Here is a 25,003-nt window from a genome sequence, read left to right as displayed (position 1 = left end):
CGCTTCTTCCTATAAAGGCTGTCTAACGACGCGTTTCGACCGCTCACAGTACCGGTCCCGGTGCCGTCGGTTACTTGACAGCTAACCCTCCAAAAAGCTCAGCCGCACCGAGCGCCGCGGGTTGTCCCGGTTGAGGTCGACCAAAACGACGCTTTGCCAGGTGCCCAGCTGCGGCTCACCGGCCGCGACCGGCAGCGTGACCGACGGCGAGACGATCGCCGGCATCACGTGGTCGGCGCCGTGCCCGGCCGAGCCGTGCGCGTGCCGGTAGCGGTCGTCACGCGGCAACAGCCGTTCCAGCGTGTCGACCAGGTCGTCGTCGGAACCGGCGCCGGTCTCGATGATCGCCACCCCGGCCGTCGCGTGCGGGACGAACACGTTGCACAGCCCGTCTCCGTACGAGAAGCAAAACCTACGCACCGCGTCGGTCAGATCCACGATGCGACGGCTGGCGGTGTCGACCTCGAGCAGATCCGTATGCACCCGATCAAGGGTACGGCGCGACCCCGCTGACCAGCCAATCGCTTGTGAGCGCGGCCACACGGGCGGACACGCCGCGACCTCGCCGCCAAGTCATTGCCAGGAGGTGATCGGTAGGAGGAAGGTATTTAGTGGGACCGGTGGCGCCACCGGGGGCGCTGCCCCGAACTAGTAGGGAGCCATCGTGTACGCACGCTCTTTCACCATCGACGGGCAACCCTTGTCGGTCGACATCGGAATCGCCCATGTCCGCGATGTCGTGATGCCGGAAATGCAGGAGATCGACGGCTACATCGGGCTGTCGCTGCTGGTCGACCGGCAGTCCGGCCGCTGCATCGCCACCAGCTCCTGGGAGTCCATCGCGTCGATGCGCGCCAGCGCCGAGCGGGTGGCGATCATCCGTGACCACGTCGCGTTGATGTTCGACGGCAGCGCCAGCGTCGAAGAGTGGCACATCGCATCGCTGCACCGCCGTCACCGGTCGCGCGACGGCGCGTTCGTGCGCGCCACCTGGCTCAAGGTGGTGCCCGATCAGCTCGAACGATCGATGGACTTCTATCGAATGGCCGTGCTGCCGGAGATGGAGCGCCTCGAGGGGTTCTGCAGCGCCAGCCTGATGATCGACCACCCGGCCGGGCGGCGAGCGGTGGCATGCTCGACGTTCGACAGCCAGGAGGCGATGGCCCGAAACAGCGACCAGGCCAGCCAATTGCGCAGCCGGCGGGCACGCGACCTGGGCGCCGAGATCGTCGACGTCGCCGAGTTCGAGCTGGCGATCGCGCGGCTGCGGGTTCCCGAACTGGTCTAGCCGCGGTTGCGGCGGATGATCGCGCGCAGCCGCTCCAGGCGACCGGTGATTTCGCGTTCGACGCCGCGCCCGGTGGGCCGGTAATAGTCGACGCCCGTCAACTCGTCGGGCGGATATTGTTGCGCGACAACACCATCCGGATGGTCGTGAGCGTATTGGTAGCCCTGCGCGTTGCCCAGCGCGGCCGCTCCCGAGTAGTGGCCGTCGCGCAGATGGGCCGGCACCAAACCCGCCTTGCCCGCCTTGATGTCGTTCATCGCCGCGGCCAGTGCGGTGGTCACCGCGTTCGACTTCGGGGCGGTGGCCAGGTGAATGGTGGCGTGCGCCAAGGTCAATTGGGCCTCGGGCATGCCGATCAGCGCCACCGTCTGCGCGGCGGCGACCGCGATCTGCAGCGCCGTCGGGTCGGCCATGCCGATGTCCTCGCTGGCCAAAATCATCAGCCGCCGCGCGACGAACCGCGGGTCCTCCCCCGCGACGAGCATGCGGGCCAGATAGTGCAGCGCCGCGTCGACGTCGGAGCCGCGCACCGATTTGATGAACGCGCTGATGACGTCGTAGTGCTGATCGCCGTCGCGGTCGTAGCGCACGGCGGCCTCGTCCAGCGATTGCTCGACGGCCGCCACCGTCAGCTCGCCGCCCGCCGCAACGGTTTCTCGCACTGTTTCCGAGGCGACCTCCAGCGCGGTCAGCGCGCGGCGGGCGTCGCCGGCGGCCAATTGCACCAGCAGCTCGATCGCGTCGGGCCGGACGCCGATCTGGCCGCCCAGGCCCCGCGGGTCGTCGATCGCGCGCTGCACCACGGTGCGGATGTCGTCGGCCGTCAGCGGGCGCAGCTGCAGGATCAGCGATCGCGACAGCAGCGGCGCCACCACCGAGAACGACGGGTTCTCGGTGGTCGCCGCGACCAGCAGCACCACCCGGTTCTCCACCGCGGAGAGCAGCGCGTCCTGCTGGGTTTTGGAGAACCGGTGCACCTCGTCGATGAACAGCACCGTCTGCTCGCCGGAAAGGAGCCCGTGTCGCGCCTTGTCGATGATCGCCCGGACGTCTTTGACGCCCGCCGACAACGCGGACAGCGCCTCGAACCGGCGCCCGGTCGCCTGCGACACCAGCGCCGCCAACGTCGTCTTGCCGCTGCCCGGCGGGCCGTACAGGATGGCCGAGGCCACCCCCGAGCCCTCGACCAGGCGGCGCAGCGGCGACCCGGGCCCCAGCAAGTGGTCCTGCCCGACGACCTCGTCCAGCGAAGCGGGGCGCATCCGCACCGCCAGCGGCGCGTTGGCCGACGCGAGCAGGGCGTCGTCGGCGGTCCGCGATTCGCCGGGCAGGTCGAACAGACCGTCGGACACGGCTTCAGGCATACCACGCGGACCGGACAGGTACGCGCGGTGGCGGCGACGGCCTGGAAGACAAACCCCGAAGCAAGCAAAGCCCAACCCTCGCTCCCCCGGCGCATATTTGCTAAGTTCCGGGTTGCCAGGTTCCGCGCGCGTGTGCCCGCAAGCTATTCCGACAGCAAATTAGGACGGCAAATGAGCCAGCCTCCAGAACAACCAGCTGACCCGGCCGAGCCGTTCGGCGGCGACCAGAACCCTCCGGGCCACTCGCAACCGCCCGGTCAGACGCCGCCGGGCTATGGCGCACCGCCTCCGCCGTCCCCGGGCTACGGCGCACCGCCTCCGCCGCCCCCGGGCTACGGCGCACCGCCTCCGCCGCCCCCGGGCTACGGCCCGCCGCCGGGCGGCTACAACCCGCCGCCCGTCCCGCCCGGACCGCCACCCGGTAGCGCAACGCCTCCCGGCTACGGAGGGCCGCCTCCCCCGCCCCCCGGCTACGGCGCGCCGCCGGCGAGCTACCCGCCGCCACCCGGCTTCGGCGCCTACGGCGCCCCGGCTTCCCCGCAGTTCGACGTCACCGAGGCGCTGAAGTGGGCGTGGGGCAAGTTCCAGCAAAACATCGCTGCACTGGTCGTCCCGGTCTTGATCTACGTCGCGGTGATCACCGTGTTCGCCCTGATCGCCGCGCTGCTGCCGATGGTTTTCGGGGAAAGCACGACCACGACGTACACCAACAGCTACGGCGAGACCACCAGCGGCGTCGACATCGCGTATGGCCCGGCGTCGATCGCGGTCATGCTCGTGGGCTACGTGCTGCTCTTCATCGCCGCGATCTACATGCACGCGGGGGTGACGACCGGCGCCCTGGACATCGCCGACGGCAAGCCGGTGACGATCGGCACGTTCTTCAGGCCGCGCAATGTCGGCTCCGTGTTCGTCGTCGCGCTGCTGGTCGCGGCCGGCACCGTGGTCGGATCAATCCTGTGCATCATTCCCGGCATCATCTTCGCGTTCCTCACCTTGTTCGCCATCCCGTTCGTGGTCGACCGGTCGCTGTCACCGGTGGAATCCATCAAGGCCAGCATCGCGACGACGCGGGCGAACATCGGCCCGTCGCTGCTGTCGTGGCTGGTGCAGTACGCGGTGATGTTGGTCGGCGAATTGCTGTGCGGGGTGGGCATCATCGCGGCCATCCCGGTTGCCGCGCTGATCCAGGTGTACACCTACCGCAAGCTTTCCGGTGGTCAGATCGTGCCGCTCGGGCAGCCCGGCTACCCGGCGGGGCCGCCCGCCGGGCCCCCACCCGGACAGCAGTTCGCCTAGCCCCGACAGGCCGAGTCGATCCTCGCCAGCCGACCGCGCATTTGTTAGGTTCGGTTGCCAGGCCACGCGCGCGCACGTTAGGACGGCACATGAGCCAGCCCCCTGAGCAGCCGAACTACCCGCCCGGTTATGGCGCACCGCCTCCGCCGCCGCCCGGCTACGGCGCCCCTCCCCCCGGCTACGGCCCGCCGCCCGGCTACGGCGCCCCTCCCCCCGGCTACGGCCCGCCGCCCCCCGGCTACGGCCCGCCGCCCGGTTACGGCCCGCCGCCGGGTTACGGCGGCCCGGCCAAACCGCAATTCAGCGTGGCTGATGCGTTCAGCTGGGCCTGGAACACCTTCAGCAAGAACGCCGTCGCGTTGATCGTTCCCACGCTGGTTTACGCGCTGCTGTTCGCCGCGGCGTCCACGCTGAACTTTGTCGGCCAGAACATGAGCTCGAACGTGACGCCCTACGACTCTTCCGACTACGACTTCAGCTTCGCGGCGAACCTCAGTCCCACCGGAATGGCCATCGTGGGGCTCGGCTACGTCGTGTCCCTGATCGTGACCGCGTTCGCCCAGGCCGGGTTCCTGTCGGGATGCCTCGACCTCGCCGACGGCCGGCCGGTGAGCATCGGATCCTTCTTCAAGCCGCGCAACCTCGGCATGGCGTTTCTGGCCGCGTTCCTGGTCAGCATCCTCACCTCAATCGGTTACGCCGCGTGCTTCGTCCCCGGAATCGTCGTGGGAATCTTCACCCAATTCGTCATCCTGTTCGTGGTCGACCGCTCGGAGAACGCCTTCAAGGGGTTCTCGTCCGGCTTCTCGTTGGCCGGGTCGAATTTCGTCAATGCCCTGCTGGTGTGGCTGGTGACAGCGGCGACAGTTTTCGTCGGCCTGGTGGCGTGCGGCGTCGGCGTGCTGGTGGCGGCCCCCGTCGCGGCGCTGATCCTGACCTACGCCTACCGCAAGCTTTCGGGTGGTCAGGTGGTGCCGCTGCAGCAGCCCGGCTACCAGCCGGGACCGCCGGCCGGTCCGCCACCGGGCCCGGCGCCCGCGTAGCCACCGGCGCCGCTGACCCGCGGCGCGCTGCGGCGCTGCTGCCCTTGTGATGAGATCAGCGGTTATGAGCATCAAAGTTGCGCTGGAGCATCGCACCAGCTACACCTTTGACCGGCTGGTTCCGGTGTTCCCGCATGTCGTGCGGCTGCGCCCGGCTCCGCACTCGCGTACACCCATCGAGGCCTACTCGCTGCGCGTCGAGCCCGCCGACCACTTCATCAACTGGCAACAGGACGCGCTCGGCAATTTCCTTGCCCGGCTTGTGTTTCCGAATCCCATGCAGCAGTTGACGATCACCGTCGGGCTCATCGCCGACCTCAAGGTGATCAACCCGTTTGACTTCTTCATCGAGGACTGGGCCGAAAAATGGCCTCCCGCTTCGGGATTGATCTATCCCAAGACGCTTGCCGACGACCTCAAGCCCTATCTGCGGCCCGTCGACGAGGACACCGAAGGCTCGGGCCCCGGCGAGCTCGCGCAGGCATGGGTGCAGAGCTTCTCGGTACCCGACGGCACCCGCACCATCGACTTCCTGGTCGCGCTCAACCAGGCGGTCAACGCCGACGTGGCCTACAGCCTGCGCATGGAACCCGGCGTTCAGACACCGGATTTCACGCTGCGCACCGGGGTCGGATCGTGCCGGGATTCGGCTTGGCTGCTGGTGTCGATCCTGCGCCAGTTCGGGCTGGCCGCCCGGTTCGTCTCCGGCTACCTGGTGCAGCTGGCCTCCGACGTCGAAGCCCTCGACGGGCCCTCCGGGCCCGCGGCCGATTTCACCGACCTGCATGCGTGGACCGAGGTGTACATTCCCGGCGCGGGCTGGATCGGGCTGGATCCCACCTCGGGGCTGTTCGCCGGTGAGGGTCACATCCCGCTGGCGGCCACGCCGCATCCCTCGAGCGCGGCCCCCATCACCGGCAGCACCGACCCGTGTGAGACCACACTGGAGTTCTCCAACACCGTCACCCGCATCCACGAGGATCCGCGCGTCACCCTGCCCTACACCGACGCGGCCTGGGAGACCATCTGCGCGGTCGGCCGCGCCGTCGACGAACGGCTCGCCGCCGGCGATGTCCGGCTGACGGTGGGCGGCGAACCCACCTTCGTCTCGGTGGACAACCAGGTCGACGAGGAGTGGACGACCGCCGCCGACGGCCCGCACAAGCGACAGCGCGCATCCGAGCTGGCCGCCCGCTTGAAAGCGGTATGGGCCCCGCGCGGACTGATCCATCGCGGGCAGGGCCGGTGGTACCCGGGAGAACCGTTGCCGCGCTGGCAGATTGGGCTCTACTGGCGCACCGACGGGCTGCCGCTGTGGACCGACGACGCGCTGCTGGCCGACCCGTGGACACAAAAGCCGACAAGTTCGGCAGCGGACAACGAGACGGCCTACAAGGTGCTCGCCGAGGTCGCCGAGGGTCTGGGGTTGCCACTGTCCCAGGTGCGGCCGGCCTTCGAGGACCCGTTGGCCCGGCTCGCGGCCAAAGTCCGCCTGCCCCAAGGCGACGCGGTCGAAGCCGGCGACGACCTCGCCGACGACGACGCCGCGGCGCGCGCCGCGCTACTGGCTCACCTCGACGAGACCACCACGGAGCCAGCCGCATTCGTGCTGCCGCTACACCGCCGCGACGACGGAATCGGCTGGGCCAGCGCGAACTGGCGGCTCCGCCGTGGCCGCATCGTGCTGCTCGAGGGAGATTCACCCGCGGGGCTGCGACTGCCGCTGAACTCGGTCAGCTGGAAGCCGCCGCGCCCGTCGTTCGACGCCGATCCCCTGACCGTCGGCGACGCGCTGTCGACGGAGTCGACCGGCGCGCAGACCACCGACTCCGAGACCGCACCGCCCACCGCGATGGTCGCCGAGGTCCGCGACGGACTGCTGTACCTGTTCCTCCCGCCCACCGGGGCGCTGGAGCACTTCGTCGACCTCGTCGGGCGCGTCGAGGCCGCGGCGGCCAAGACGCAGCGCCCGATCGTGATCGAGGGCTACGGCCCGCCCCCGGACCCGCGGCTGCGGTCGACGACGATCACGCCCGACCCCGGCGTGATCGAAGTCAACATCGCGCCGACCGCCAGTTTCGACGAACAGCGCCAGCAGCTCGAAACCCTTTACGAGCAAGCACGATTGGCCCGGCTATCCACGGAGTCGTTCGACGTCGACGGCAGCCACGGTGGCACCGGAGGCGGCAACCACATCACCCTCGGCGGCGTGACACCCGCGGACTCGCCACTGCTGCGCCGCCCGGATCTGCTGGTGTCGCTGCTGACCTACTGGCAGCGGCACCCGTCGCTGTCCTACCTGTTCGCCGGTCGGTTCGTCGGCGCCACCTCACAGGCGCCCCGGGTTGACGAGGGCCACACCGAGGCGCTGTACGAGCTGGAGATCGCGTTCGCCGAAATCGCCCGGCTTGCTGCGTCTTCCAAGGGTCGACCGCCGCAACCGTGGGTGACCGACCGCGCGCTGCGACACCTGCTGACCGACATCACCGGCAACACCCATCGCGCCGAGTTCTGTATCGACAAGCTCTACAGCCCGGACAGCCCCCGCGGCCGGCTCGGCCTGCTGGAGCTGCGCGGGTTCGAGATGCCGCCGCATCTGCGCATGGCGATGGTGCAGTCGCTGCTGGTGCGTTCGCTGGTGTCCTGGTTCTGGGACGAGCCGCTGCGCGCCCCGCTGATCCGGCACGGCACCAATCTGCACGGGCGATACCTGTTGCCGCACTTCCTGATTCACGACATCGCGGACGTGGCTGCGGATTTGCGCGCGCACGGCATCGCGTTCGAGACCAGCTGGCTGGACCCGTTCACCGAGTTCCGCTTCCCGCGCATCGGCACCGCCGTCTTCGACGGCGTGGAGATCGAGCTGCGCGGGGCCATCGAGCCGTGGAACACCCTCGGCGAGGAGGCCACCGCGACCGGCACCGCCCGCTACGTCGACTCCTCGGTCGAACGGCTGCAGATCCGCATCATCGGCGCCGACCGGCACCGCTACGTGGTGACGTGCAACGGCTACCCGGTGCCACTGCTGGCCACCGACAACCCCGACATCCATGTGGGCGGGGTGCGGTACAAGGCGTGGCAGCCGCCCAGCGCGCTGCACCCGACGATCACCACCGACGTGCCGTTGCAGTTCGAGCTCGTCGACCTGACGTCCGGGACCTCGCGCGGCGGCTGCACCTATCACGTCGCCCATCCCGGCGGGCGCGCCTACGACGAACCGCCCGTCAACGCCGTCGAGGCCGAGGCGCGCCGCGCGCGGAGGTTCGAGGCGACCGGCTTCACCCCGGGCAAACTGGACCTGTCCGGCATCCGGGAGAAGCAGGCCCGGATATTCACCGATATCGGCGCGCCGGGCATTCTCGACCTGCGGCGCGTGCGTACCGTGCAGCAGTAATGGCGTCTTTTAGAACTGGCATTTCCATGGCACTCGACCCGTCGGATCATTACGACGCCGACCGGCTGCTGGCCGGATACCGGGCCGCGCGCGCCCAGGAGCCTCTGTTCGAGCTGCGCCCCGCCGGTGCGCAGGCGGCCGGCTACGACGAATTCCTGGGCGAAGACGGACAGGTGCGACCGGCCTGGGCCGAGCTGGCGGACACCGTCGCCGAACGCGGCCGCACCGGGCTGAATCAGCTGCGCTCGGTGGTGCACAACCTGATCGACAACGACGGCATCACCTACACCGAGGTCGATCCGACCAGCGGCCATGCCCTCGAGCCGCGGCCGTGGAGCCTGGACACCCTGCCGATCGTGGTGTCCGCCGCCGATTGGGAGGTGCTGGAAGCCGGGCTGGTGCAGCGCTCGCGGCTGCTCGATGCCGTGCTCGCCGACCTGTACGGCCCGCGCACCCTGCTCACCGACGGCATGCTGCCGCCGGAGCTGGTGTTCGCCCACCCGGGCTACGTGCGCGCGGCCAGCGGCATCGAAGTGCCGGGCCACCACCAGCTTTTCATGCACGCCTGCGATCTGAGCCGGCTGCCGAGCGGCGCCTTCGAGGTGAACGCGGACTGGACGCAGGCACCCTCGGGCGCCGGTTACGCGCTGGCCGACCGGCGCGTCGTCGCGCACGCGATTCCCGATCTCTACGAGCGGATCGCGCCGCGGCCCAACACACCGTTCGCCCAGGCGCTGCGGCTGGCCCTGATCGATTCCGCACCCGACGACGCCCAAGACCCGCTGGTGGTGGTGCTCAGCCCGGGTATCTACTCCGAAACCGCCTTCGACCAGGCGTATCTCGCGACGCTGCTGGGTTTTCCGCTGGTGGAAAGCGCCGACTTGGTGGTGCGCGACGGCAAACTGTGGATGCGTTCGCTGGGCACCCTGAAACGGGTCGACGTCGTTTTGCGCCGGGTCGACGCGCTGTACGCCGACCCGCTGGATCTGCGCGCCGACTCCCGCCTCGGCGTGGTTGGTTTGGTGGAGGCGCAACGGCGGGGCACCGTGACCGTCGTCAACACGCTGGGCAGTGGCATCCTGGAAAGCCCTGGGCTGCTGCGCTTTCTGCCGGAGCTGGCCGAGCGGCTACTCGGCGAAGCCCCGCTGCTGAACACCGCGCCGGTGTACTGGGGCGGGATCGACAAGGAGCGCTCGCACCTGCTCGCCAATCTCCCGTCGCTGCTGATCAAGTCCACGGTCGGCGGGGAAACCCTTGTCGGACCGACACTTTCGTCGTCCCAGCTGGACGGGCTGGCCGCTCGGATCGAGGACATGCCGTGGCAGTGGGCCGGCCAGGAGCTGCCCCAGTTCTCCTCGGCGCCGACCGATCACGCCGGTGTGTTGTCGTCGGCCGGTGTCGGTATGCGGTTGTTCACGGTTGCCCAACGCAGCGGCTACGCCCCGATGATCGGCGGGGTCGGCTACGTCGTCGCACCGGGGCCTGCCGCGTACACGCTGAAAACTGTTGCCGCCAAGGATGTTTGGATCCGGCCGACCGAACGCGCTCGAGCGGAGACCATCACACTGCCCACCGCGGTGCAGCCGGTCAAGACGGCAGCGGGCACCTGGGGAGTCAGCTCGCCGCGGGTGCTGTCCGACTTGTTCTGGATCGGCCGCTACGGCGAGCGCGCGGAGAGCACGGCCAGGCTGCTGATGGCCGCCCGCGACCGTTTCCACGTCTACCGCCACCAGCAGGACACCGAGGAGAGCGAGGTGGTGCCGGTGCTGATGGCCGCCCTGGGCCGCATCACCGGTACCGACACCGGAGCCGACAACGACCACGCCGAGATGATCGCGATCGTCCCGTCGACGTTGTGGGCGCTGACCTTTGACCCGGACCGGGCGGGATCTCTGGTCCAGTCGGTCGAAGGCCTCGCGCTGGCCGCCAGGTCGGTGCGCGACCAGATGTCCAACGACACCTGGGTGGTGCTGGCCACTCTGGAGCGCGGACTTGCGCACCGGCCCGAGCCGCCGCAGTCGCTGGCCGAGGCCGACACCCTGCTGGCGTCGGCGCACGGGCGCACCTTGGCCGGGATGCTGACCCTGTCGGGGGTGGCCAGCGAGTCGATGGTGCGCGACGTGGGCTGGACGATGATGGACATCGGCAAGCGGATCGAGCGCGGGTTGTGGCTGACGGCGCTGCTGGGCGAGACGCTCACCACGGTCCGCGGCGCGGCCGCCGAGCAGACCGTCATCGAGTCGACGCTGGTGGCGTGCGAATCGTCGGTCATCTACCGGCGTCGCACCGTCGGCCAGGTCAGCATCGCCGCGGTGGCCGAGCTGATGCTGTTCGACGCGGACAACCCGCGCTCGCTGCTCTATCAGCTGGAGCGGCTGCGGACGAACCTCAAAGACCTGCCCAGCGCGTCGGGGTCGTCGCGTCCGGAACGGACGGTGGAGGAGATCGGCACGCTGCTGCGCCGCTCGCACCCCGGCGAGCTGGAGGTGGCCGTCGACGGGCGTCGCGAAGAGCTGGCCGAGCTGTTGGCCGCGATCCACACCGAACTGCGCGACCTGGCCGGGGTCATCACCGACACGCAGCTGACCCTGCCCGGCGGCATGCAGCCGCTGTGGGGTCCCGACGCACGACGGGTGATGCCCGCCTAACTGGCCACGGCGGCCGGCGTGTTCGACGTCACTTCTTCGATGACGTTGTGGATGAACTGCATCTTCTCCAGCACCGGGGCCGGCAGCACGAACGGGTACAGATCATCGTGGCCCATCGACCGGTTCACCATGTTCAACGACCACGACAACGGCAACCATAGGTCGATGATGGCGCCAAAAGCGCTGGGGCCCAGCGGTGGCCGGTCGAACGTGGCCGACGCAGGGGCGAAGCCGGACCACGCGCAGGTGTCCAGGGTGTCGCGGATGTGCAGGTAGTGGGCAAACGTTTCGGCCCAATCCTCGGCGGGGTGCATGGTCGCGTAGGACGACACGAAGTTCTCCTGCCAGCCCTCGGGTGCACCCTCGCTGTAATGCCGGTCCAGCGCCTGCTGATAGTCGGCATCGGGATCGCCGAACAGCTCGTTGAACCGCTGCAGGTAATCGCTGGACGGATCGACCAGGCGGTAGAAGTAGTAGTGCCCGATCTCGTGGCGGAAGTGGCCCAGCAGAGTTCGATACGGCTCGTCCATCTCGACTCGCAGCTGCTCGCGGTGGACGTCGTCACCCTCCGCCAAATCGATTGTGATGACGCCGTTCTCGTGCCCGGTCAGCACCTCCTGGTGCGCGCTGGACAGCAACCGGAAGGCCAGCCCGAAATCGGGATCCTGGCCGCGACCGATGATCGGCAGCTTCAGCTCGTGCAGCTCGACGATCAGCCGCCGCTTGGCCGCCTCGGCCGCGGCGAACTCGGCCAGGCCGACCTCGTCGGCATCGTTGGGCCGTTCGGCCGTCAGCACACAGGACTGGCACAACAGCCGGGGATTGTTGACCGGCACCAACCAATTACATTCGGCGACTGATAGATTCGCGCACAGCTGATACTGGGCGGCGTTGACGAAACCGGGCTGCTCGCTCGCCTCGCCCTCGGTGATCACCAGCAGCGCCATCTGGTCGAGTGAGAACCCCAGCGCGCTCTTGCAGTTCAGGCAGGTGGAGTTCTCGAACGTCAGGCGCTGACCACAGTTCGGGCAGTTGAAGTCACGCATAGAGTTCGTCGCCTTCGAACGGCACGACGTCGACGGCGACGTCGATCACGCTGCGCTCGGAGTCGGTGTAGATGATGCCGCGCAGCGGCGGCACGTCCGCGTAGTCGCGGCCCCGCCCGACGATGATGTACCGCTCGTCGACCATCTGGTCGTTGGTGGGATCCAGCCCCAGCCACTCGAACGCGCCGGGCTGCTGCGGAGTCCACACCGCGGCCCAGGCGTGGGTGGCGTCGATGCCGATCATTCGTTCCTTTCCCGGTGGCGGGTCGGTGGCCAGGTAGCCGGACACGTAGCTGGCCGCCAAGCCGTTGGCGCGCAGGCAGGCGATCGCCAGCCGTGCAAAGTCTTGGCATACCCCTTCCCGGGCCGCCAGAACCTCGTCGACCCCGGTGGAAATCGTCGTCGACCCCGACCGGTAGGTGAAGTCGGAGAAGATCCGCGACGCGAGATCGCGCAGCACCTCGATCAGCGGGCGCCCCGGCACGAAGCTGGGCGCCGCGTAGGCGCGGACTTCGTCGGTGATTTCCGGCGGGTTCAGGTCCAGGGTGAACTCGGTCGCCAGCGCTCCCCGGCGCCCGGTCGGCCGGGCCGCCTCCCACGGTTGGACGGCCGGCCCGCCGCGGTAGCGCTCCGGGGGCGCCGGATACACGTCGACGATGGAGTCGCTGGTCACCGTCAGGGTGCTGTGTGGCTCGGTGACATGGAAATAGGAGCTGATGTTGCCGTACCCATCGACGCTGGTAGAGCTGTCGGCGGGGACCGGATCGATGGTCAGTCGGTGCGCGACGCACTGCTGGCGCTGCGAGTCGCGCGGGGTGAGGAAGCCGCGGCCGTAGGAGCTGGTCACGACGTCCGAATACCGGTACTCGGTGCGGTGGGTGATGCGGTGGCGACGGGTGGCCGGGGGTGGCACGGCAGCAGACAACGAGCGACCTCCTCAGGACCCGCGGACGCGTGGTCGGCGACCGATAGCCAATACGGCACCAACCGCACCATAGCGGGAGCACAATCGATAGGTGGCCACCTGGGACGACGTCGCCCGGATCGTAGGTGAGCTGCCACTCACCTCCGAGCAGTCGCCGCATGACTGGCGGGTCGGCAAGAAGTTGCTGGCGTGGGAGCGACCGCTGCGCCCGTCGGACCGCGAAGCGCTGTCGGCGAAAGGAACCGAGCCGCCCGAGGGCGACATCCTCGGCGTCTGGGTGTCCGACGAGGGCGTCAAGTTCGCGTTGGTCACCGACGAGCCGAGGGTCTACTTCACCACCCCGCATTTCGACGGCTATTCCGCGGTGCTGGTCAAGCTGGCCGAGATCGACGTTGGCGGCCTCGAGGAGCTGATCACCGAGGCCTGGCTGGCGCGGGCGCCCAAGAAGCTGGTTCAGGAGTTCCAGACCGGCGCGTTCTGAGCGCGTTACGGGTACCGCAGCTCGATCACCCGCTGCAGATCGTCGACGCATGCCTGCACGACGTCGGCCAACACCACCTCGGACCGTTCCCGCGCGTTCGCGAGCAGTGTCGACGCGTGCCGGCGGGCGGCTTCGACGTGGGCGGTCGCGGTGACGGGATCGGAGTCGGCGAGGGCCGTCGCCTGCGCGAGGTCGGCCAGCACCGCCTGCGCGGGTTGCGGACGACGGTCGCAGCGGCCGTGCGGCCCGGATTTGGGTGCGGGCATCACGGTGCGGGCCAGCTGCAGCACGGAGCCGGCCAGCAGGGCCAGCTGCACGGCCTGACGGTCGGCGGCGTCCACGGCGTCGCGAAGTCCCCACCGCCGGGGCGCGGCTCGCACCACCTGACGCGCGGTGGCCCGGGCCTGGATCAGTCCGCCCAGCTGCTCGTGCACCCGGTCGACGGCCGGCAGCGGCCAGTCGGTTGCGGGAACCTCACGGCCGCAAGCGAGTTCGCCGGTGCGGTTCAACACCGAGTGCAGCGTGCTCAGCACCTCGACGCGCGCGCTGCGCAGCACGGCGAGCGGGTCGGCCGGGAACAGCCCGATGGCGACGACGATCGCCAGTCCCCCACCGATCAGTGCGTCGAAGATGCGTTCCCAGCCGACACCGCTGCGATAGAGGGCCAGCACCAGAATCGACGACACGACGGTCTGGTTGGCGAACATCATGCCCTGGCCGATGTAGCCCTGACCGATGAAGACCGCGGCCAACAAGGCGACCAGCGCCGCGATCGCGATGGGCACCGCCCCGGGTCCGAGCAGCGCCTGCACCAGGATCCCGGTGCCGATGCCCAGGGTCACCCCGACGATCATCTGGATGGCGCGCTGTGCGCGCAGCACGCTGCTGGTCGACAGCGACACCGCCGCGGCGATCGGGGCGAAGAACGGTTGGGGATGTGCCATTACGTCGTGCGCGATGAACCACGCCAGACCCGCCGCGACCGAGGTCTGCACGAGGTAGAACCACACCGCGCGGACCCGCTTGAAACCCGCGCCGAATGCCACTCTGCCCGCGAACGGCCGCGTCAGCAGCGAAGTGCTCATCTCGCTTGCTTACCGCAGCGTCGGCGCGTGCGGCAACGCGAGTGACGTCAGGCGCGCTGCAACTCGAACAGCGGAATGACCCGGCTGGTCTTCGACTGGTATTCGGCGAAGCCCGGGGCCACGGCGACCACCTTGTCGAACAGCTGCTCCCGTTCGGCGGGCGGCAGTTCGTGCGCCGTCACGTCGTAGGCTTGCACTCCCTGCGGGGTGCCGACCTCGATGTACGCCCGCGGGTTGGCCCGCAGGTTGTGCACCCAGGCCGGATCCGTGGGCGCGCCGGCGAACGAGCCGATGATGATCAGCCTGCCGTCGATGGTGAAATACGCCAGCGGCGATAGGCGTTGCTGCCCGGACTTGGCGCCGGTTGTGGTGAGCAGCAGCAGATCGGCGCCCTCGAACTGGCCGCCGACCTTGCCGCCGTTGGCGCGGAATTCGTCGGCGATGGCGGTGTTGAACGCCTTGACTGTTTCGGTGTCGGGAAAGCCTTCGGTCATGCCTGGTCAACCTTTTTGGGCTTGGCATCTATTCCGGATTCCTTGCGCTGCTGCGCGGTGATCGGCGCGGGCGCATCGGTCAGCGGGTCGACGCCGCCGCCGGTCTTCGGGAACGCGATCACCTCACGAATGGAGTCCACCCCGGACAGCAGCGCGTTGATCCGGTCCCAGCCGAACGCGATGCCGCCGTGCGGCGGCGCGCCAAACGTGAACGCCTCCAACAGGAATCCGAACTTCTCGTCGGCCTCGGCCTTGTCCAAGCCCATCACCGCGAACACCCGCTCCTGGATGTCGCGGCGGTGGATACGGATCGAGCCGCCCCCGATCTCGTTGCCGTTGCAGACGATGTCGTAGGCATCGGCCAGCACGGCGCCCGGGTCGGAGTCGACCACGTCGGAGAACTCCGGTTTCGGCGAGGTGAACGCGTGGTGCACCGCGGTCCAGGCACCGGAGCCGACGGCGACATCACCGGCGGCGGTCGCGTCCTCGGCCGGCTCGAACAGCGGCGGGTCGACCACCCAGACGAACGACCAGGCTCCCGCGTCAATCAGGTCCAGCCGGTTGGCGATCTCGCCGCGGGCGGCGCCCAACAGGGCGCGCGACGCCTTCGCCGGTCCGGCCGAGAAGAAGATGCAGTCGCCGGGGTTGGCCCCGACGTGGCCGGCCAGGCCGTCGCGTTCGGCGTCGGTGAGGTTCTTGGCCACCGGCCCGGAGAGCTCACCGTCGTCGCCGACCAGCACGTAGGCCAGTCCGCGGTGGCCGCGCTGTTTGGCCCACTCCTGCCAGCCGTCCAGGGTGCGGCGCGGCTGCGACGCTCCACCGGGCATCACCACCGCACCGACGTACGGCGCCTGGAACACTCGAAATGTGGTGTCGGAGAAGAACTCCGTGCACTCGACGAGCTCCAGTCCGAAACGCAGGTCCGGCTTGTCGGAGCCGTACCGGCGCATCGCGTCGGCGTAGCTGATCCGCGGGATCGGCGTCGGGATCTGGTAGCCGATCAGCGCCCACAACGCGCTCAGGATCTCCTCGGAGATCGCGATGATGTCCTCGACGTCGACGAAGCTCATCTCCATGTCGAGCTGGGTGAATTCCGGCTGGCGGTCGGCGCGGAAATCCTCGTCGCGGTAGCAGCGGGCGATCTGGTAGTAGCGCTCCATGCCGGCCACCATCAGCAACTGCTTGAACAGCTGCGGGCTCTGCGGCAAGGCGTAGAACGATCCGGGGTGCAGCCGGGCCGGCACCAGGAAGTCGCGCGCGCCCTCCGGCGTCGAGCGGGTGATCGTCGGCGTCTCGATCTCGACGAAGTCGTGGCGCGCCAGCACCGATCGGGCGGCGGCATTCACCTTGGAGCGCAACCGGATTGCCGCGGCCGGGCCATCGCGGCGCAGGTCGAGGTAGCGGTACTTCAGGCGCAGTTCCTCGCCCGCCGGCTCGTCCAACTGGAAAGGCAGCGGCGCACTCTCGCCCAGCACGGTCAGCGTCGTGACGTTGAGTTCGACGTCGCCGGTGGGGATCTCGGCGTTGGCGTTGCCTTCCGGGCGGATCTCGACCACGCCGGAGACCGCGACGCAGAATTCGGCGCGCAACCGGTGTGCCTGCTCCAGCACGTCCGCCGCCCGGAAGACCACCTGCGCGATGCCGGACGCGTCCCGCAGGTCGATGAAGATGACGCCACCGTGGTCGCGGCGGCGAGCCACCCACCCGACCAGCGTTACCTGTTGACCGGCGTCGCGGTCCCGGAGCGAACCAGCGGCGTGGCTGCGCAACACAAATAATCCCCTTTACCTGGCTGAACGAGTGACCAGTCTAAGGGGCCGGGTAACTTCGCTTCTATCGCCATGAAAATCGCACTCGTGGGTCCCGGCGCTGTCGGCACGACGGTCGCCGCGCTGCTGTACCGGGCCGGGCATTCGGTGCTGGTCTGCGGTCGCACCGCGCGTGACAGCATCGAACTGCGCCCCGACGACGGGGACCCGATCGTGGTGCCCGGGCCGGTCCACACCGATCCCGCCGCGGTATCGGGCCCGGTCGACGTCGTGATCCTGGCTGTCAAGGCCACCCAGAACGCCGCCGCGGCCCCCTGGCTGTCGCGGCTGTGCGCCGAGCACACCATCGTCACGGTGCTGCAGAACGGCGTCGAGCAGGTCGAGCAGGTTCAGCCGCTGTGCCCGTCGTCGCCCGTGGTCCCGGGGATCGTCTGGTACGGCGCCGAGACCCAGCCGCAGGGCTGGGTGCGGTTGCGCACGGAGGCCGCCCTGGTGCTGCCCAGCGGGCCCTCGGCCCAGGCGGTTGCCGAATTGCTGCGTGGCGCCGGCTGCCGGGTGGACTGCGACCCCGACTTTCTGACCGGCGCCTGGCGCAAATTGCTGGTCAACGCGCTGGCCGGATTCATGGCGCTGTCCGGACGACGATCCGGGATGTTCCGCCGCGACGACGTCGCCGAGCTGTCGCGCCGCTACGTCGCCGAATGCCTGGCCGTCGCGCGGGCCGAAGGCGCCCGGCTGCCCGACGACACCGTCGACGAGTTGGTCGGCATGTTCCGCAGCGCGGCCCAGGATATGGGCACCTCGATACTGGCCGACCGGGAGAACGGCCGGCCGATGGAATGGGATCTGCGCAACGGGGTGATCATCCGCAAGGCACGCGCCCACCGCCTGCCGACGCCGATCAGCGAGGTGCTGGTGCCACTGCTGGCGGCGGCCAGCGACGGACCGGGTTAAGTTATCGCCATGCATCCCTGCGAGCGCGTCGGTCTCGACTTCATCGAAAACGCGCCATTCCGGTTCCGCAACAGTGTCGACCTGGCCATCACGCCCGAGCAGGTTTTCGAAGTCCTGGGCGACGCGCAGGCCTGGCCGCGTTGGGCGTCGGTGATCACCAAGGTGACCTGGACCAGTCCCGAACCGCGCGGCGTCGGCACCACCCGCATCGTCGAGATGCGCGGCGGCATCACCGGTGACGAGGAGTTCCTGGCCTGGGAACCGTTCACCCGCATGGCATTCCGGTTCAACGAGTGCTCGACCAAGGCCGTGGCCGCCTTCGCCGAGGACTACCGCGTCGAGGTGATCCCCGGCGGCTGCCGGCTGACCTGGACGATGGCGCAGAAACCCGCGGGCCCCGCGCGGCTGGCGATGGTCGTCGTCGGGCCGCTGTTGAACCTGGGCCTGCGGCGGTTTCTGAGCAACCTGCGCCGTTACACCGACGGCCGATTTGCCGCTACGCAACAACGTTAGGTGTGTGCAAAGCTAAATCATGACCTTCAACGAGGGTATGCAGATCGACACCAGCACCGCGGAGTCATCCGGCGGCGGCGGAATGGGGATGGCCCTCGGGGGCGGCGGCGTCGGGCTGCTGATCCTGGTCGCGGCCTTGTTCTTCGGCATCGATCCGGGCAAGGTGATGCCCCCGCAGGGCGTGAACACCGGCGGTTACTCGGCCCCCGGTTTCGACCTGAGCCAGTGCAAGACCGGGGCCGACGCCAACAAATACGTGCAGTGCCGCGTGGTCGCCACCGGCAACTCCGTGGACGCGGTCTGGCATCAGCTGATGCCGAACTACACCCGCCCGCATGTGCGGCTGTTCACCGGTTCGGTGAACACCGGTTGCGGACCGGCCACCACCGCGGTGGGCCCGTTCTACTGCCCGGTGGATCAGACCGCATATTTCGACACCGACTTCTTCAAGGAGCTGGTCGACAAATTCGGTTCCAGCGGTGGGCCTTTCGCGCAGGAATACGTGGTCGCCCACGAATACGGCCACCACGTCCAGCAATTGCAGGGCAATCTGGGCCGCGCCCAGCAGGGCGCCCAGGGCGCGGGCGGGAACGGGGTGCGCACGGAGCTGCAGGCCGACTGCTATGCCGGCATCTGGGCACACTACGCATCGACGGTCAAACAGGAAAGCACCGGCGTGCCGTACCTGGAGCCGTTGAGCGACAAGGATATTCAGGATGCGCTCTCGGCCGCCGCGTCGGTCGGCGATGACCGGATCCAGAAGGAGTCGACCGGGCGCGTCAACCCCGAATCGTGGACGCACGGATCCGCGGCGCAACGCCAAAAGTGGTTCACCGTCGGCTATCAGACCGGTGACCCGCACCAGTGCGACACGTTTTCAGCCACCAACTTGGGCTAGCCGACCAACGCCTTGAGTTGGGCGCGGCCCTGCTCGTCGAGCGGCAGCAGCGGCGCCCGCGGGTCACCGACCGGGAAACCGATCAGGTCCAGCCCGGCCTTCACCGTGGTGGCCAGCCCGCCCGCCACGATGAACTCCAGCAACGGCTTGAGGTCGTCGTAAAGGAGCTGCGCCTTCTCCAGGTCGCCCGCGCGCACCGCCTCGTACAGGTCGATGCACGGCTGCGGCCGCAGATTCGGTGCGGCCGTGCACCATCCGGCGGCGCCGGCTTTCAACGCGTCGAGCACCAGCGGATTGCTGCCGTTGTAGAACGGCAGCCGGCCGCCGGACAGTTCGGTGATGCGCCGCATGCGCGTCAGGTCGCCGGTGGATTCCTTGACCATTTTCACGTTGTCGATCGTCTCGAACATCTTGACCAGCAGCTCGGGGCTCATGTCCACGCCGCTGGTGGCCGGGTTGTTGTAGGCCATGATCGGCAGGGAAATGGCGTCGCCGATGCTGCGGTAGTGCGCGACGATTTCGCGTTCGGTGAGCTTCCAGTAGGACACCGGCAGGATCATCACCGCGTCGGCGCCGGCCTGTTGCGCGTACTTCGCCCGCCGAATCGTCTTGGCAGTGGTCACATCTGACACGCCGACGACGACGGGCACCCGGCCGGCGACGGTGGCGATCGTGGTGTCGACGACGGCGTCGAACTCGGGCTCGTCGAGATAGGCCAACTCACCGGTGCTGCCCAGCGGCGCGATCGCGTGCACCCCGGAGGACACCAGGCGGTCGACCAGCGCGGCCAGCCGGGCGGTGTCGATGCCGTCGGCCTCGGTGAAGGGCGTCACCGGGTAGGCGATGATGCCGTGGATCTTGGGTTCGGGCACGGGATCTCCTCAACTCGTCAGGACGTCGGGGTGGCGCGCCAGGGCGCGGCGCGCGTAGTAAGCGAAGTTGGCCTGGCTGCGCTTGGGTGTCAGTGTCCAGTCGTGAGCCTCGCGGGCCAGCGCCTCGGGCAGTGGCTTGATCCGGCCGGCGGCCATCGCCGCCAGTTGCAGTTTGGCCGCGCGCTCGATCAAAACGCCCAGCGAGCAGGCTTCCTCGATGCTGGCGCCGGCGATCACGTGCCCGTGATGCGCGAGCAGCACCGCCTTCTTGTCACCGAGCGCGGCGCTGATGATCTCGCCCTCCTCGTTGCCGACCGGCACGCCCGGCCACTCGGCGAGGAACGCGCAGTCGCCGTAGAGCGGCGTGGTGTCCATGTGGGAGACCACCAGCGGGACCTCCAGCATCGACAACGCCGCCACGTGGAAGGCGTGGGTGTGCACGATGCATTGCACATCGGGTCGCGCGCGATAGATCCAGCTGTGAAAACGGTTGGCGGGGTTGGCCATTCCGTCCCCGTCGAGCACATTGAGGTCCTCGTCGACCAGCAGCAGGTTGCCCTCGGTGATCTCATCGAACCCGAGGCCCAGCCGCTGGGTGTAGTAGGTGCCGTCGTCTTCGGCCCGGGCGGTGATCTGTCCGGCCAGGCCGGAATCGTGACCGGCGTCGAACAGGGCCCGGCAGGTCAGCGCCAGCTTCTGCCGGGTGGTCAACGCCGAATCGGCGATGTTGGCGGCCAACTGCTGCTCGGCGCGACGCATCAGGTCGGATTTCGAATCGCTGAACGTGGCCGCCATGACACTAAGCTAGCATCTAGGAAACTTTGTGTCATAGCCCAAGCGAGCGGAGGCACCGCCGGTGACAGCCCTGCTGCGTGCGGTCCGCAGGCAACGCGGCCTGACCCTCGAGCAACTCGCCGCGCAGACCGGGCTGACCAAGAGCTACCTGTCCAAGATCGAGCGCGGGCACAGCACACCGTCCATTGCGGTGGCCCTGAAGGTCGCGCGAGCGCTGGAGGTCGATGTCGGGCGGCTGTTCTCCGACGAGGCGGCGCAGGAGAAGATCACCGTCGACCGCGCCGCCGGGCCCGACGGCGAGCGCTACCGGGTGCTGGCGTCGGCGCTGCTCGGAAAGTCCATGTCGCCGTTCGTCGTTCGGCCGACCGCACACGCGGCCGACAATCCACACGCCGAGCACACCGGCCAGGAGTTCGTCTTCGTGCACGCGGGGCGCGTCGAACTCGACTACGGCGACCAGACCATCGAGCTGAGCGCCGGCGACAGTGCCTACTTCGACGCGTCGGTCAGCCACAAGCTCCGCGCGGTGGGCGTGCAGGAGGCCGAGGTCGTCGTCATCGCGCACACCGAGCCGCGATGACCGAGCTGCTGTTCTCCTACGGCACGCTGCAGCTGCCCGAGGTTCAGCGCGCGACGTTCGGGCGCGAACTCACCGGCCGACCCGACGCGATCGTCGGATACGACCTGGGCCAGGTGACGATCACCGACCCCCACGTGATCACGACGAGCGGCAGCGACCGCCATCCGATCTTGCGGCCCACCGACCGTGCCGAGGCGCACGTCGACGGCATGGTTTTCGAGATCAGCGAGACCGAGCTGGCCGCCGCCGACTCCTACGAGGTGGACGATTACCGGCGTATCGCGGTGCCGCTGGCCTCGGGTGCGACCGCGTGGGTGTACGTCTTCGCGGGCTAATTAACCGGCTTTGCAGGTGACGGTGGTGGTGGCGTCCGCGTGGGCGACGACCTGGCCGTCCACCGCGATCTCGCAGTGAAACTGCGCCGGGCCGTTGCCGGAATCCGGCCAGTGCAGCATGCCGCTGGCGCTGATGCTCGCGTACTGGTTCGGGTTCGCCAAGGTGGCGGTGTAGGTCACCGGCGCTCCCCCGCTGAGCGGGGCCTGCACGCTGGTCATGAACTTCGACGGGTCCGCGCTGTAGGCGGCCTGGCTGGGCGGATCGGAACTCACATAGTTGACGGTGGCGGTCAGATTGTTGGGGCTCGTCACGGTGTAGGTCACCTGGTGGCCATCCGCATGCGCCGTCGCCGGGCCGAGGATCACTCCCCCGACCAGTGCAAACGTTGCCGACGCGACCGCGCTGGTCCCCTTTCGCAGGTTCGTCATCACGTTCGTCATATCGAAAACGCTACCGGATTCGTTACCAGCGGCTCCGGCGTTCACCGCTTGATATGCCAACGGTCGCCCGGCTCGGGTATTAAACAGGCATGACCGACGACGCCGACCCGGCCGTTCCGGATAGCGCACCGGGCATCAGCCGCCGCAGGTTGTTGACCACCAGCGCCACCTCGGCCGTCGTCGGGATGGGTGTCGGCGCCGGCGTCGGGGTGGGCGCCGCCGCGCTGTTGTGGTCCAACTCGCACGGGCCGGCCCTGTTGCGGCAGCCGGAGCGCAACGGCGCACCGCCGGTGTTCGGTCTACACCTGCAATTCGGCCGCAACGCCGGCACCGAGGTGGTGGTGTCCTGGCACAGCACCGAGGCGGTGCGCAATCCGCGGGTCATGCTCGGCACACCGGGGTCCGGCTTCGGCCAGACCGTCGCGGCCGAAACTCGAACGTATCGAGATGGCAAGTCCAACAACGAAGTTCGCGTCAACCATGCTCGTCTGACCAATCTGACGCCGGACACCGACTACGTGTACGCCGCCGTACATGATGGCGCCGAGCCCGAGCAGGGCACCGTGCGGACCGCGCCGGTGGGGCGAAAGCCCTTGCGCTTCACCAGCTTCGGTGATCAGTCCACCCCGGCGCTGGACAAGCTGCCCGACGGCACGTACGGCACCGACAACATCGGATCGCCCGCTGCCGCCGACACCACGCTGGCGATCGAGCGTCTCGGCCCGCTGTTCAACCTGGTCAACGGCGACCTGTGCTACGCCAACCTCGCCCAAGACCGCGTCCGGACCTGGTCGAACTGGTTCGAGAACAATACGCGTTCGGCGCGCTATCGGCCGTGGATGCCGGCCGCGGGCAATCACGAGAACGAGTTGGGCAACGGGCCGGTCGGCTACGGCGCGTATCAGACGTACTTCGCGGTGCCCGATTCCGGGGCAAGCCCCGAACTGAGGGGGCTGTGGTACTCGTTCACGGCCGGGTCGGTACGGGTGATCAGCCTGAACAACGACGACGTCGCCTTCCAGGACGGCGGAAACTTCTACGTCCACAACTATTCGGGTGGCGAGCAAAAGCGTTGGCTTACGGCAGAACTCGCGGCCGCTCGGCGCGATCCCGATATCGATTGGCTGGTGGTGTGCATGCATCAGACCGCCATCTCCACCGCCGAGCGGGCCAACGGGGCCGACCTGGGTATCCGCGAGCAGTGGCTGCCCCTGTTCGACCAGTACCAGGTCGACCTGGTGCTGTGCGGTCACGAGCACCACTACGAACGCTCGCATCCGTTGCGCGGCACCCTGAACACCGATACTCGAACGCCGATTCCCGTCGACAGTTCCCACGACGTGATCGACGCGACCCGCGGAACGGTGCACGTCGTCGTCGGCGGTGGCGGAACTTCGGCGCCGTCCAACGGGATGCTCTTCCCCCAGCCTCGGTGCCGGGTGATCACCGGCGTCGGTGCCTTCGATCCCGCGATCGGGCGCAAGAGGCCGATCTACGTCCTCGAGGACGCCCCGTGGTCGGCATTTCGCGACCACGAAAACCCTTATGGCTTCGTGGCTTTCGATGTCGATCCGGGTCAGCCGGGCGGCAACACCTCGATCAAGGCCACGCACTACGCGCTGCGCGGGCCGTTCGGCGCCGTCGCGGTCGTGGAGCAGTTCACCCTGACGAAGCCCCGCGGCGACAAGCCCGCTTAAAACAGCGTGGGCTGGGCAGGTTCCGGCGGGGCTTTCGGCGCCTGCGAGAACGGCCGCTGGTCACCGCTCAGCTGGTGTTTGGCGATCAGCGGAGCGGCCCGCAAACGGAGCATCTCGCGATAGTCGGGAGGCAAATAGGCTCCGCGCCGGTACAACTCGCGATAACGGCCGACGAGTTCGGGATGCGAACGGGCGAGCCAGGACATGAACCAGCCGCGGGTCGAGCGACGCAGATGCAAGCCGAAGACGGTCACGCCGGTGGCCCCGGCGGCCGCGATCTGACCCAGCAAGCCGTCGAGGTGCTCGGCGGAGTCGGTGAGGTGTGGCAGCACCGGCGCCACCATCACATGGCAGTCCAGGCCGGCGTCGCGCACCGCGGCGATCAGCCCCAGGCGCGCCTGCGGCGTCGGCGTGCCCGGCTCGACGTCTCGGTGCAGCTCCGGATCCCCGACCGCCAGCGACACCGCCACCGACACCGGAACCTGTTGGGCCGCAACGGTGATCAGCGGCAGGTCGCGCCGCAGCAGGGTGCCCTTGGTCAGGATGGACAGCGGGGTGCCCGACTCGGCGAGTGCGCCGATGATGCCCGGCATCAGCGCATACCGGCCCTCGGCGCGCTGGTAGGGATCGGTGTTGGTGCCCAGCGCGACGGCTTCGCGTCGCCATGACGGTCGACGCAGCTCGCGGCGCAGTATCTCCGCGACGTTGGTCTTGACCACGATCTGGGTGTCGAAGTCGGCGCCGGGGTCGAAGTCCAGGTATTCGTGGGTGGGGCGGGCGAAACAGTAGCGGCAGGCGTGCGAGCAGCCGCGGTAGCCGTTGACGGTGTAGCGAAACGGCAATGCGGCCGCGTCCGGAATCTTGTTGAGCGCCGACTTGCAGAGCACCTCGTGAAAGGTGATGCCCTCGAACTGCGGTGCGCGCACGCTGCGGACCAGGCCGATCCGCTGCAGACCTGGTAGTGCGCCGTCGTCGACCGGTTCCCCGTTGACAGCGACGGCCTGACTCGCCCACCGCATGCCATCATTCGAACAATTGTTCGATGTGATGTCAAGCGGGCCCCCTACACTTGGCCGAGACCA

Annotated in this window: 23 protein-coding genes; 12 read left to right on the top strand and 11 right to left on the bottom strand. The window is 68.6% G+C overall.

All coding sequences use genetic code 11. The annotated features are described in order from the left end of the window. Positions 1-81: 81 nt before the first annotated feature. Positions 82-471: a secondary thiamine-phosphate synthase enzyme YjbQ gene (locus BN973_RS12580; protein ID WP_198048986.1), complete on the bottom strand. Its 390-nt coding sequence runs from the start codon at positions 469-471 to the stop codon at positions 82-84. A 193-nt stretch (positions 472-664) separates the two neighbouring features. Here BN973_RS12580 and BN973_RS12575 point away from each other — a divergent pair, with 193 nt between their 5' ends. Then, the gene (locus BN973_RS12575; protein WP_036468509.1) at positions 665-1,288 is read left to right on the top strand and encodes a hypothetical protein; all 624 of its coding nucleotides are present in this window, start codon (positions 665-667) and stop codon (positions 1,286-1,288) included. Here the strand turns inward: BN973_RS12575 and BN973_RS12570 are convergent. Continuing rightward, entirely contained in the window at positions 1,285-2,652 is a 1,368-nt protein-coding gene (locus BN973_RS12570) for a replication-associated recombination protein A (protein WP_036468507.1), read from the bottom strand. The genes BN973_RS12575 and BN973_RS12570 overlap by 4 nt on opposite strands. A gap of 171 nt (positions 2,653-2,823) precedes the next feature. Between BN973_RS12570 and BN973_RS12565 the strand changes: the two genes are divergently transcribed. The 4 genes from BN973_RS12565 (at position 2,824) to BN973_RS12550 (ending at position 11,036) form a co-directional block, all read left to right on the top strand. Beyond that, positions 2,824-3,951 carry a DUF2189 domain-containing protein gene (locus tag BN973_RS12565; RefSeq protein ID WP_036468504.1) on the top strand — a complete coding sequence of 376 codons (1,128 nt, stop codon included), beginning with the start codon at positions 2,824-2,826 and terminating at the stop codon, positions 3,949-3,951. Between the two features lie 89 nt (positions 3,952-4,040). Beyond that, positions 4,041-4,994: a membrane protein gene (locus BN973_RS12560; protein ID WP_036468501.1), complete on the top strand. Its 954-nt coding sequence runs from the start codon at positions 4,041-4,043 to the stop codon at positions 4,992-4,994. A gap of 64 nt (positions 4,995-5,058) precedes the next feature. Further along, on the top strand, positions 5,059-8,388 hold the full coding sequence (locus BN973_RS12555) for a transglutaminase family protein (protein ID WP_036468499.1): 3,330 nt from the start codon (positions 5,059-5,061) through the stop codon (positions 8,386-8,388). Positions 8,389-8,414: 26 nt separating this feature from the next. After that, on the top strand, positions 8,415-11,036 hold the full coding sequence (locus BN973_RS12550; RefSeq protein WP_051641238.1) for a circularly permuted type 2 ATP-grasp protein: 2,622 nt from the start codon (positions 8,415-8,417) through the stop codon (positions 11,034-11,036). Here the strand turns inward: BN973_RS12550 and BN973_RS12545 are convergent. Next, positions 11,033-12,082: a zinc-binding metallopeptidase family protein gene (locus BN973_RS12545; protein ID WP_036468495.1), complete on the bottom strand. Its 1,050-nt coding sequence runs from the start codon at positions 12,080-12,082 to the stop codon at positions 11,033-11,035. The two genes, BN973_RS12550 and BN973_RS12545, sit on opposite strands and share 4 nt — an antisense overlap. Then, positions 12,075-13,007, bottom strand: coding sequence for a transglutaminase family protein (locus BN973_RS12540; protein WP_036468494.1), 933 nt, complete (start codon positions 13,005-13,007; stop codon positions 12,075-12,077). The genes BN973_RS12545 and BN973_RS12540 overlap by 8 nt, the downstream gene beginning before the upstream one ends. Before the next feature lie 91 nt (positions 13,008-13,098). On the opposite strand from BN973_RS12540, the gene BN973_RS12535 reads away from it, so the two are divergent. Further along, positions 13,099-13,488, top strand: coding sequence for an MmcQ/YjbR family DNA-binding protein (locus BN973_RS12535; protein WP_036468492.1), 390 nt, complete (start codon positions 13,099-13,101; stop codon positions 13,486-13,488). A 5-nt stretch (positions 13,489-13,493) separates the two neighbouring features. On the opposite strand, the gene BN973_RS12530 is transcribed toward BN973_RS12535, so the two are convergent. Genes BN973_RS12530 through aspS form a run of 3 tightly spaced genes read right to left on the bottom strand, consistent with a single transcriptional unit; the run spans position 13,494 to position 16,839 of the window. Beyond that, positions 13,494-14,573 carry an FUSC family protein gene (locus BN973_RS12530; RefSeq protein WP_036468490.1) on the bottom strand — a complete coding sequence of 360 codons (1,080 nt, stop codon included), beginning with the start codon at positions 14,571-14,573 and terminating at the stop codon, positions 13,494-13,496. 47 nt (positions 14,574-14,620) lie between these two features. Continuing rightward, positions 14,621-15,067 carry a nitroreductase family deazaflavin-dependent oxidoreductase gene (locus tag BN973_RS12525; RefSeq protein WP_036468489.1) on the bottom strand — a complete coding sequence of 149 codons (447 nt, stop codon included), beginning with the start codon at positions 15,065-15,067 and terminating at the stop codon, positions 14,621-14,623. Then, positions 15,064-16,839: an aspartate--tRNA ligase gene (aspS, locus tag BN973_RS12520; protein WP_036468487.1), complete on the bottom strand. Its 1,776-nt coding sequence runs from the start codon at positions 16,837-16,839 to the stop codon at positions 15,064-15,066. Before aspS ends, BN973_RS12525 begins: the two co-directional genes overlap by 4 nt. A gap of 69 nt (positions 16,840-16,908) precedes the next feature. Here aspS and BN973_RS12515 point away from each other — a divergent pair, with 69 nt between their 5' ends. From BN973_RS12515 to ypfJ, 3 genes are read left to right on the top strand one after another with little or no spacing between them, the layout of a single operon-like run. Beyond that, the gene (locus tag BN973_RS12515; protein WP_084163379.1) at positions 16,909-17,790 is read left to right on the top strand and encodes an oxidoreductase; all 882 of its coding nucleotides are present in this window, start codon (positions 16,909-16,911) and stop codon (positions 17,788-17,790) included. Positions 17,791-17,799: 9 nt separating this feature from the next. Continuing rightward, the gene (locus BN973_RS12510; protein WP_036468485.1) at positions 17,800-18,303 is read left to right on the top strand and encodes an SRPBCC family protein; all 504 of its coding nucleotides are present in this window, start codon (positions 17,800-17,802) and stop codon (positions 18,301-18,303) included. A 19-nt stretch (positions 18,304-18,322) separates the two neighbouring features. Further along, positions 18,323-19,201: a KPN_02809 family neutral zinc metallopeptidase gene (gene ypfJ, locus BN973_RS12505; RefSeq protein WP_036468484.1), complete on the top strand. Its 879-nt coding sequence runs from the start codon at positions 18,323-18,325 to the stop codon at positions 19,199-19,201. On the opposite strand, the gene BN973_RS12500 is transcribed toward ypfJ, so the two are convergent. Both BN973_RS12500 and BN973_RS12495 read right to left on the bottom strand, forming a co-directional pair. Beyond that, positions 19,198-20,073, bottom strand: coding sequence for a dihydrodipicolinate synthase family protein (locus BN973_RS12500; RefSeq protein WP_036468482.1), 876 nt, complete (start codon positions 20,071-20,073; stop codon positions 19,198-19,200). The genes ypfJ and BN973_RS12500 overlap by 4 nt on opposite strands. Positions 20,074-20,082: 9 nt before the next feature. After that, the gene (locus BN973_RS12495) at positions 20,083-20,868 is read right to left on the bottom strand and encodes an aldolase (protein WP_036468481.1); all 786 of its coding nucleotides are present in this window, start codon (positions 20,866-20,868) and stop codon (positions 20,083-20,085) included. 61 nt (positions 20,869-20,929) lie between these two features. On the opposite strand from BN973_RS12495, the gene BN973_RS12490 reads away from it, so the two are divergent. Next, positions 20,930-21,448, top strand: coding sequence for a helix-turn-helix domain-containing protein (locus tag BN973_RS12490; protein ID WP_036468479.1), 519 nt, complete (start codon positions 20,930-20,932; stop codon positions 21,446-21,448). Beyond that, positions 21,445-21,783, top strand: a complete 339-nt coding sequence (locus BN973_RS12485; RefSeq protein ID WP_036468478.1) for a gamma-glutamylcyclotransferase family protein — start codon at positions 21,445-21,447, stop codon at positions 21,781-21,783. Before BN973_RS12490 ends, BN973_RS12485 begins: the two co-directional genes overlap by 4 nt. Here the strand turns inward: BN973_RS12485 and BN973_RS12480 are convergent, their stop codons facing one another. Beyond that, entirely contained in the window at positions 21,784-22,212 is a 429-nt protein-coding gene (locus tag BN973_RS12480; RefSeq protein WP_036472341.1) for a hypothetical protein, read from the bottom strand. Positions 22,213-22,313: 101 nt separating this feature from the next. Here BN973_RS12480 and BN973_RS12475 point away from each other — a divergent pair, with 101 nt between their 5' ends. Further along, positions 22,314-23,921 carry a purple acid phosphatase family protein gene (locus BN973_RS12475; protein WP_036468475.1) on the top strand — a complete coding sequence of 536 codons (1,608 nt, stop codon included), beginning with the start codon at positions 22,314-22,316 and terminating at the stop codon, positions 23,919-23,921. Here the strand turns inward: BN973_RS12475 and BN973_RS12470 are convergent. Beyond that, positions 23,918-24,940 (bottom strand): Rv2578c family radical SAM protein, encoded by a 1,023-nt coding sequence (locus tag BN973_RS12470; protein WP_036468474.1) that lies wholly within the window; start codon positions 24,938-24,940, stop codon positions 23,918-23,920. The two genes, BN973_RS12475 and BN973_RS12470, sit on opposite strands and share 4 nt — an antisense overlap. Between the last annotated feature and the right edge of the window lie 63 nt (positions 24,941-25,003).

This window comes from Mycobacterium triplex, from assembly GCF_000689255.1.
GTDB lineage: Bacteria > Actinomycetota > Actinomycetes > Mycobacteriales > Mycobacteriaceae > Mycobacterium > Mycobacterium triplex.
Note: the sequence above shows the minus strand (reverse complement) of the source record. Positions and strands in the feature narration are given on the sequence as shown.

Bases quoted from the DNA above. Each gene is read 5' to 3' on its own strand.
- BN973_RS12510 (WP_036468485.1), top strand. From the start codon at position 17,800: ATGCATCCCTGCGAGCGCGTCGGTCTCGACTTCATCGAAAACGCGCCA.
- BN973_RS12495 (WP_036468481.1), bottom strand. From the start codon at position 20,868: ATGGCGGCCACGTTCAGCGATTCGAAATCCGACCTGATGCGTCGCGCC.
- ypfJ (WP_036468484.1), top strand. From the start codon at position 18,323: ATGACCTTCAACGAGGGTATGCAGATCGACACCAGCACCGCGGAGTCA.
- BN973_RS12570 (WP_036468507.1), bottom strand. From the start codon at position 2,652: ATGCCTGAAGCCGTGTCCGACGGTCTGTTCGACCTGCCCGGCGAATCG.
- BN973_RS12555 (WP_036468499.1), top strand. From the start codon at position 5,059: ATGAGCATCAAAGTTGCGCTGGAGCATCGCACCAGCTACACCTTTGAC.
- BN973_RS12525 (WP_036468489.1), bottom strand. From the start codon at position 15,067: ATGACCGAAGGCTTTCCCGACACCGAAACAGTCAAGGCGTTCAACACC.
- BN973_RS12515 (WP_084163379.1), top strand. From the start codon at position 16,909: ATGAAAATCGCACTCGTGGGTCCCGGCGCTGTCGGCACGACGGTCGCC.
- BN973_RS12560 (WP_036468501.1), top strand. From the start codon at position 4,041: ATGAGCCAGCCCCCTGAGCAGCCGAACTACCCGCCCGGTTATGGCGCA.
- BN973_RS12470 (WP_036468474.1), bottom strand. From the start codon at position 24,940: ATGCGGTGGGCGAGTCAGGCCGTCGCTGTCAACGGGGAACCGGTCGAC.
- BN973_RS12480 (WP_036472341.1), bottom strand. From the start codon at position 22,212: ATGACGAACCTGCGAAAGGGGACCAGCGCGGTCGCGTCGGCAACGTTT.
- BN973_RS12550 (WP_051641238.1), top strand. From the start codon at position 8,415: ATGGCACTCGACCCGTCGGATCATTACGACGCCGACCGGCTGCTGGCC.
- BN973_RS12545 (WP_036468495.1), bottom strand. From the start codon at position 12,082: ATGCGTGACTTCAACTGCCCGAACTGTGGTCAGCGCCTGACGTTCGAG.
- BN973_RS12565 (WP_036468504.1), top strand. From the start codon at position 2,824: ATGAGCCAGCCTCCAGAACAACCAGCTGACCCGGCCGAGCCGTTCGGC.
- BN973_RS12475 (WP_036468475.1), top strand. From the start codon at position 22,314: ATGACCGACGACGCCGACCCGGCCGTTCCGGATAGCGCACCGGGCATC.
- BN973_RS12485 (WP_036468478.1), top strand. From the start codon at position 21,445: ATGACCGAGCTGCTGTTCTCCTACGGCACGCTGCAGCTGCCCGAGGTT.
- BN973_RS12530 (WP_036468490.1), bottom strand. From the start codon at position 14,573: ATGAGCACTTCGCTGCTGACGCGGCCGTTCGCGGGCAGAGTGGCATTC.